This is a genomic window from Kitasatospora sp. NPDC057512 (assembly GCF_042802135.1).
Lineage (GTDB): Bacteria > Actinomycetota > Actinomycetes > Streptomycetales > Streptomycetaceae > Kitasatospora.
The window spans coordinates 1-6,869 of sequence record NZ_JBHVET010000473.1; the positions used below are offsets into that span (position 1 = coordinate 1).

Here is a 6,869-nt window from a genome sequence, read left to right on the forward strand (position 1 = left end):
GTGGGAAGTCGGCCCCGCCGACTTCCCACTCCCCCACCGCCGGCCGGCAGGACGCGCGGAAACCGCAGGACAGCGCGGGAAATCACGACAGAGGATGTCGGGTTTCACGGGGACAGTGGGTTCGCCGGTCGGTGCCGTGTGGCGCGGGCCGCAACGACGGACAGACAAGGACCCCCATGCGCGAAACACCCGAGGAGCTCCAGCGGCTCCAGGCCCTCCTCGACGCCTCGCTCGCCCACTCCACCGCGCACCTGCGGTCGATCATCAACAGCGAGCGCACGCTCACCGCCGACCAGCTCACCGGTGTGCTCACCGGCATGTGCACGCTCGCGCTGTCCACGGTGACGGCGAAGGGCGAGCCGCGGATCAGCGGCGTGGACGGGCACTTCCTGCACGGCAGGTGGCACTTCGGCACCGCGCGCGGCGCCGCCAAGGCCCGGCACCTCGCCGCCCGGCCCGCCGTCAGCGCGGCGCACCTGCGCGGGGAGGACCTGGGCGTGTTCACCCACGGCACCGCGGAGCTCCTCAACCCGCACGGCGGCGAGCCGGCCGCCGACTGGCCCGAACTGCTCGCGTACTTCCGGGACTTCTACGGCCACGACGCCTTCGACTGGGACAACGACGTGGTCTACTACCGGCTGCACCCGCAGTGGATGACCGCGTTCGCCCCCGACCCCGCCAAGCTCGACGCGGCGGCCGACGGGGCCTGACCCCGCCCGCCCCGCCCGCGCCCGGCCACGGGCCCGGCGACAATGGAACCGGGCCACCGCGCCGCACAGCCGACACAGCCGACACAGCCGACACAGGCGGCACAGGCGGCACAGGCGGACGGGCGGGGCCCACCGGGCGACACCAGGCGGGCGACGGAAAGGGGCGACGTGCGGGCGAGCCGGGCCATCGCGCTGCTGCTGCTCCTGCAGAGCCGGCGGACGATGACCGCCGCGGAGCTCTCGGCCGAGCTGGAGGTCTCCGAGCGCACCGTGCAGCGCGACGTCGCCGCGCTGGTGGAGGCCGGGGTGCCGGTGTACGCGGAGCGCGGCCGCGGCGGCGGCTACCGGCTCGTCGACGGCTACCGCACCCGCCTGACCGGCCTCGAACGCGCCGAGGCCGAGGTCCTGCACCTGGCCGGGCTGCCGGGGCCGCTGCGCGACATGGGCCTGGCCGGGCACGCCCTGGCCGCCCGGCTGAAGGTCGCCGCCGCCCTGGGCGACGCCCCCGCGGCCGCCGCCCGGCGCTTCCACCTCGACGCGCCGGCCTGGTTCCGCGACGCCCCGACCCCCGCGCTGCTCGCCGAGGTGTCGCGCGCCGTGTGGGAGGACCGCGTCCTGCACGCCCGCTACGCGGCGCGCTCCGGCACCCGGGAGCGGCGGCTGGAGCCGTACGGCCTGGTCCTGAAGGCCGGGCAGTGGTACCTGGCGGCGCGCGGCACCTCCGGCCGGGTCGGCTCGTACCGCGTCGACCGCTTCGAGAGCGCCGAGGCCGGCGACGAACGGTTCGAGCGCGACCCGGAGTTCGACCTCGCCGACTACTGGGCCGCGGCGGCACAGGAGTTCACCCGCGCCATGCTGCGCGAGCGGGCGGTGGTGCGGCTGAGCCCGTTCGCCGTCGAGAACCTCGCCGCCCTGCTGGAGCCGACCGCCGCCGCCGACGCCCTGGCCACCGCGGGCCCGGCGGACGCCGACGGCTGGGTCACCGCGACCCTGCCGGTCGAGACCTGGGACATCGGCTACCTCGAACTGCTGCGCCTGGGCCCGGAGGCCGAGGTCCTCCACCCGCCCGAACTGCGCTCCCGCCTGGCCGAGGCGACCCGCCGCGCCGCCGCCCTCTACACCTGACCGCCCCACCCCCTGACCGGCCCCCGGAGCGGGCCCGCCGCCGTCCGCGCCCCCCGGGATAGGTTTTCCCCTGCCGCACACGGCACTTCGAGAGAGAGGGGGGCGTACGGGTGACGGACGGACCTGCGGACCGGCCCGCCGAGTCGTTCGTCCGGCTCGGCGGGCGCCGGTTCGCCTATCTGGACTTCGGCGGCCCCGGGCCGGCCGTGCTCGCCCTGCACGGGCACTTCGGGCGGGGGCGGATCTTCGCGCCGCTGGCCGCCGCGCTCGCCGGCCGCTACCGGGTCCTCGCCCTCGACCAGCGCGGGCACGGGCTGTCCGACAACGGGGGTGTGTTCACCCCGGACGCCTACGCGGCGGACGCGGCGGCGTTCCTGGAGGCGCTCGGCCTGGCTCCGGCCGCCGTCCTGGGGCACTCGATGGGCGGTGCGGTCGCCTTCCACCTCGCCCACCGGCGCCCCGAGCTCGTGGCGGCGCTCGTGGTCGCCGACATGACGACGCTCAACCGGGAGCCCGAGACCCACCCCGTCCTGGACGTGTCCGGCTGGCCCCGCCGGGCCCCGACCCGCCGCGCCCTGGCGCGGGCGCTGGAGGAACGCGGCGTCCCGGCCGGCTACTTCATGGACAGCGCCGCCGAGTTCCCCGACGGCTGGGGGTTCCTCTTCGACACCGCCGACATGACGGCCTCGCAGAACGCCCTCACCGGCGACTCCACGGCCGTCTGGAACGCCTCCCGCCAGCCCGCCCTGCTCCTGCGGGCCGCCGACAGCTTCCTCCTCACCCCCGCCACCGCCCGCCGGATGGCCCGCGAACGCCCGAACACCCGCCTGGCGGTGATCCCGCACAGCGGGCACTGGCTCCACACGGACGCCCCCGACGCCTTCGCCCACCAGGTCCGCGCCTTCCTCGACCACACCCACCCGCCGGGCCCCGCGCCGACGCCCGGGTGAGCCTGACCACCCGGCGCCCCGGCCGGGGCCGGAAGGCCGCTCACGGCAGGCAAGCTCAGCCCGCGCCCGCCCCGGCGTCCTGCCGGCCGCGCCGGCTCTCCTCGTGCCACTGCCGGATGCCGCGGACGATGTCCCGGCCGATCCGGTCCAGCAGCGCGGCCGCGCCGTCCATCCGGGCCCCGGCCGCGGTGGCCGGGCCGAGCAGTTCGGCGCCGTGGCGGGCGATCCCGGCGAGCACCGCGTTGCGCTCGGCACTGGCCAGCAGCGCGCGGTGCCAGACGTCGTCGTCGATGACGTACCGCTCCCGGCGGGTGCGCCCGTCGCGCTCCCGGCGGACCAGCGCCTGGACCTCCAGGTAGCCGACCGCCTTCGAGACGGACGCCGGGCTGACCCGCAGGCGCCGCACCAGCTCGCCCGCCGTCAGGGCGCCGTCCTCGGTGAGCTGGAGGCAGACCAGCACCCGCGCCGTCATCCGGGGCATGCCGCCGAGCGCCAGGAACTCGGCCAGCCGGTCGCCGAATTGGCGGACCTCCTCCATGTCGCGCCCGGGCACCGCCGGCTGCGCCACGGCCTCCCGGCCGGCCGCCGCCCGCCCGCGCCGCGAGCGCTGGACGGTGGCCCGCTGCGCCCGGTCGGCGCGGTACCCGGACGGGCCGCCGTTGCGGGCGATCTCCCGGGTGACGGTCGAGGTCGGCCGCCCGAGCTGCCGGGCGATCTCGCCGTACCCCCACCCCTCGGCCAGCCCGGTGGCGATCCGGTGGCGCTCCTGCTGGGTCAGTCTGGCTCCGGGCATCCGTCCCCGCCCCTCCTCGGTCGGACTCGGTCGGCCCAGTATCGGCCGACCCCGGCGACTGTTGCAATGGAGCACAGGCAACTGTTGCATTCGTCGGCATGGCCATTGCACGGATATCCCTGCTCCCACCTGCACGGACCGCCTGTGGCAATGGAGTTGACGTTGACCCGACCGTGAAGCCGCTCCTAACGTCTTCCCAGGCCACGAAAGCCACGCCGAGGGGGAACACCAGCATGGGAATCACCAGGCGCGCCACCGCGCTGACCGCCACCGCCCTGACCGCCGCACTGATCGCGGGCGGCACCGCCGCCGCCACGCCGGCACCCGCGACCCCGGACGCCCCGGACGCCCGGAACGGGCACCCCGCCGTGCAGCGGGTCCTGGAGCGCGCCGTGACCGAGGGCAGCGTACCCGGCATCGTCGCCGAGGTCCGCGACGGGCGCCGCGCCTGGTTCGGCGCCGCGGGCGTCGCCGACCTGGCCACCGGGCGCCCCCGCCACGCCCAGGACCGGTTCCGCATCGGCAGCACCACCAAGACCTTCGTCGCCACCGTCGTCCTCCAGCTCGCCGCCGAGGGCCGGCTGGACCTGGACGACAGCGTGGAGCGGTGGCTGCCCGGCCTCCTCGACGGGCCCGGCTACGAGCCGGAGCGGATCACCGTGAGGCAGCTGCTCGGCATGACAAGCGGGGTCTACAACTACGCGATGGACCAGAAGGTCCGCGACGAGAACGCGGGCACCGGCTTCCTGCGGCACCGCTTCGACCGCTACACGCCCGAGCGGCTCGTGCGCATCGGCGCCGCCAACCGCCCCGACTTCGCCCCCGGCGCCGGCTGGACGTACTCCGACACCGGCTACGTCCTCGCCGGGCTGATCGTCGAACGGGTCACCGGGACCAGCCTGGCCGAGCAGGTCGAACGGCGCCTCATCACCCCGCTCGGCCTGAGCGGCACCTACACCCCCGGGCCCGACGACACCGCCCTGCGCGGCCCGCACGGACGCGCCTACACCCGCCTGGACGACCCCGCCCCCGACGCCCCCGTCCACGACGTGACCGAGCTCAGCCCCTCCTGGGGCTACGCCGCCGGCGACATGGTCTCCACCGCCCGCGACCTCGACACCTTCTTCGCCGCGCTGCTGGGCGGACGGCTGCTGCCGCCCGCCCAGCAGCGGGAGATGTTCACGATGGTCCCGACACCGCCCGACAAGTGGATCCCGAACGCCGCGTACGGCCTCGGCGTCGGAGCCGTCACCCTGGACTGCGGACCGACCCTGTGGGGCATGGGCGGCGCCATCAACGGCTCCTGGACCTACACCTTCGGAACCCGCGACGGCGGCCACCTGCTCACCACGAACGTCAACGGCGACTGGACCAACGGCAGTTGGCCGATCGCCGTGTTCACCTCCGAACTGGAGGCCGAGTTCTGCCCCCGGTCCTGACCCGGCCCGGTCCCCCGGCGCCCTCAGCGGTCGGCGACCAGGCGCAGGGCGGTTCGTGCGACGGCCTCGTGGACGGGGACGGTGCCGGCGACGAGTTCCAGGACGCGCGGGGTGGTGGCGGGCGCGGTCAGCAGGTCCGCGAGGACGGCCGCGACGTCCGCCCGGTCGATCTCGCCGGGGCCGGTGCGTTCGGCGAGGTGGACCCGGCCGGTGCCGGGCCCGTCGCGGAACCAGGCGGGGCGCAGCACGGTGCAGTCGAGGGCGGGGCGGGAGAGCAGGTCCTGGTCGACTCTGCCCTTGGCCCGTAGGAAGGTCTCCACGAGGGGGTCGGGCGGGTAGTGGATGGCGGGGTCGGCGCCCATGGCGGAGAGCATGACGAAGCGTCGTACTCCGGCGAGTCGGGAGGCGTCGGCGAGGGTGAGGGGTGCGTCGTGGTCGACGGGGTTGGCCTGTCCGGGGGCGTCGCCGCGGCCGGCGCCGGCGGCGAAGAGCACCGCCTGGGCGCCGGTGAGCAGGGGTGCGAGGTGGTCGGGGGTGGCGCGGGCCAGGTCCGCGACGGCGGGCAGGGCGCCGGCGGCCCGTACGGTGGCGGCCTGTTCCGGGCGGCGGATGATCCCGGTCACCGGTAGGCCCCGGGCGGTGAGGAGACGGGACGTCAGGAGTGCGACCCTGCCGTGGCCGCCCGCGATCACAACCGACATGCGGGCACTGTACGGGGCCGGTGCCCGCCCGTCCGTGACCCGGCGCGCGTTTCGGGGCGCGGCGGGCGATGCTCGGCGGCGGGGCGGGGCGGGCGGTGCGCGGCGGCGGGCGGGTGGTGGTCAGACGGCGACGAAGCGGCGGTGGCCGTCGGTGGTGAGGATGCGGCCGAAGCGCATGCCGGGGAAGTGGGCGGCGACGAGGAGGTCGTCGGTGTCGGCGGCCTCGTCGGCGATGCGGTTGCGTACGGCGGAGGCGGCGGCGGGGTCGAGGTCCCAGACCACCTGCCAGTCGCGTTCGCTGAACTGGACGACGGAGTGGGCGATGTCGCCGAGCAGCAGGGCGCGGCGTGCGCCGGAGGACAGGACGTAGGCGGTGGTGCCGGGGGTGTGGCCGGGCAGGTGGAGGGCGTCGATGCCGGGGGCGAGGGTGAAGTCGGTGTCGAAGAGCTCCAGTTGGCCTTCGATCGGGGTGAGCTTGGCGGCGGCTTCGGGGGTGGCGGCGGGGCCGGTGACGAAGTGCTGCCAGTCGGCGCGGTGGGCGCGGTAGGTGGCGTTCGGGAAGACGGGGCGGCCTTGGACGCTGGCCCAGCCGACGTGGTCGAAGTGCAGGTGGGTGAAGAGCACGTCGGTGACGTCGGCGGGGGTGACGCCGTGGGCGGCGAGCGAGTCGAGCAGGGCGCCGCCGCGGTAGCGGCCGTCGTCGTGGGGGCCGACGCCGGCGTCGACCAGGACGGTGCGCCCGGCGCTGCGGACCAGGAAGCCGCCCAGGGGCAGGTGGAGGGTGCCGTCGGGGTCGCGGTGGTGCTGGTGGCAGGCCCACGGGTCGTCGGTGCCGGGGCGGGTGAGGATCTCGGCGGCGGTCTCGGTGCCCTCTCCGTCCATGACCGCCAGGACCTCGATGTCGCCGATCCTCATGTGCTGCCCCTCTCGTGACGGTGCGTCATGGGGCCCGTGGGGAACGGACGATCCGTTCGTGGGCCATCGGTGGCAACCGTGCCGCGGGGCCGGTGATTCCCGCCGGGGCCGTCGCGGTTCGCCGCCGGTGGGGGACGCGGTGGAGGGCCGGGCCCCGCCTCCCCTTGCCCGAGGGGGCGGCGGGGCTCTTCCACCCGCGCGAGATGGTCTGTCGGGCCGTCAGACGGCCGTGAGGC

General features: G+C 76.0%; 7 protein-coding genes. 4 read left to right on the top strand and 3 right to left on the bottom strand.

Annotated features, from left to right (window positions below):
- Positions 1-176 precede the first annotated feature (176 nt).
- The 3 genes from ACFU6K_RS26590 (at position 177) to ACFU6K_RS26600 (ending at position 2,785) form a co-directional block, all read left to right on the top strand.
- Positions 177-710 (top strand): pyridoxamine 5'-phosphate oxidase family protein, encoded by a 534-nt coding sequence (locus ACFU6K_RS26590; RefSeq protein WP_380667089.1) that lies wholly within the window; start codon positions 177-179, stop codon positions 708-710.
- A 168-nt stretch (positions 711-878) separates the two neighbouring features.
- Entirely contained in the window at positions 879-1,835 is a 957-nt protein-coding gene (locus tag ACFU6K_RS26595; RefSeq protein WP_380667091.1) for a helix-turn-helix transcriptional regulator, read from the top strand.
- A 110-nt stretch (positions 1,836-1,945) separates the two neighbouring features.
- Positions 1,946-2,785: an alpha/beta fold hydrolase gene (locus ACFU6K_RS26600; RefSeq protein ID WP_380667093.1), complete on the top strand. Its 840-nt coding sequence runs from the start codon at positions 1,946-1,948 to the stop codon at positions 2,783-2,785.
- A gap of 55 nt (positions 2,786-2,840) precedes the next feature.
- Here the strand turns inward: ACFU6K_RS26600 and ACFU6K_RS26605 are convergent, their stop codons facing one another.
- Entirely contained in the window at positions 2,841-3,578 is a 738-nt protein-coding gene (locus ACFU6K_RS26605) for a MarR family transcriptional regulator (RefSeq protein ID WP_380667095.1), read from the bottom strand.
- Positions 3,579-3,811: 233 nt separating this feature from the next.
- Here ACFU6K_RS26605 and ACFU6K_RS26610 point away from each other — a divergent pair, with 233 nt between their 5' ends.
- Positions 3,812-5,017 (top strand): serine hydrolase domain-containing protein, encoded by a 1,206-nt coding sequence (locus tag ACFU6K_RS26610; protein WP_380667097.1) that lies wholly within the window; start codon positions 3,812-3,814, stop codon positions 5,015-5,017.
- 23 nt (positions 5,018-5,040) lie between these two features.
- Here ACFU6K_RS26610 and ACFU6K_RS26615 read toward each other — a convergent pair whose 3' ends face one another.
- The gene (locus tag ACFU6K_RS26615) at positions 5,041-5,718 is read right to left on the bottom strand and encodes an NAD(P)H-binding protein (RefSeq protein ID WP_380667099.1); all 678 of its coding nucleotides are present in this window, start codon (positions 5,716-5,718) and stop codon (positions 5,041-5,043) included.
- Positions 5,719-5,838: 120 nt separating this feature from the next.
- The gene (locus tag ACFU6K_RS26620) at positions 5,839-6,633 is read right to left on the bottom strand and encodes an MBL fold metallo-hydrolase (RefSeq protein ID WP_380667101.1); all 795 of its coding nucleotides are present in this window, start codon (positions 6,631-6,633) and stop codon (positions 5,839-5,841) included.
- Between the last annotated feature and the right edge of the window lie 236 nt (positions 6,634-6,869).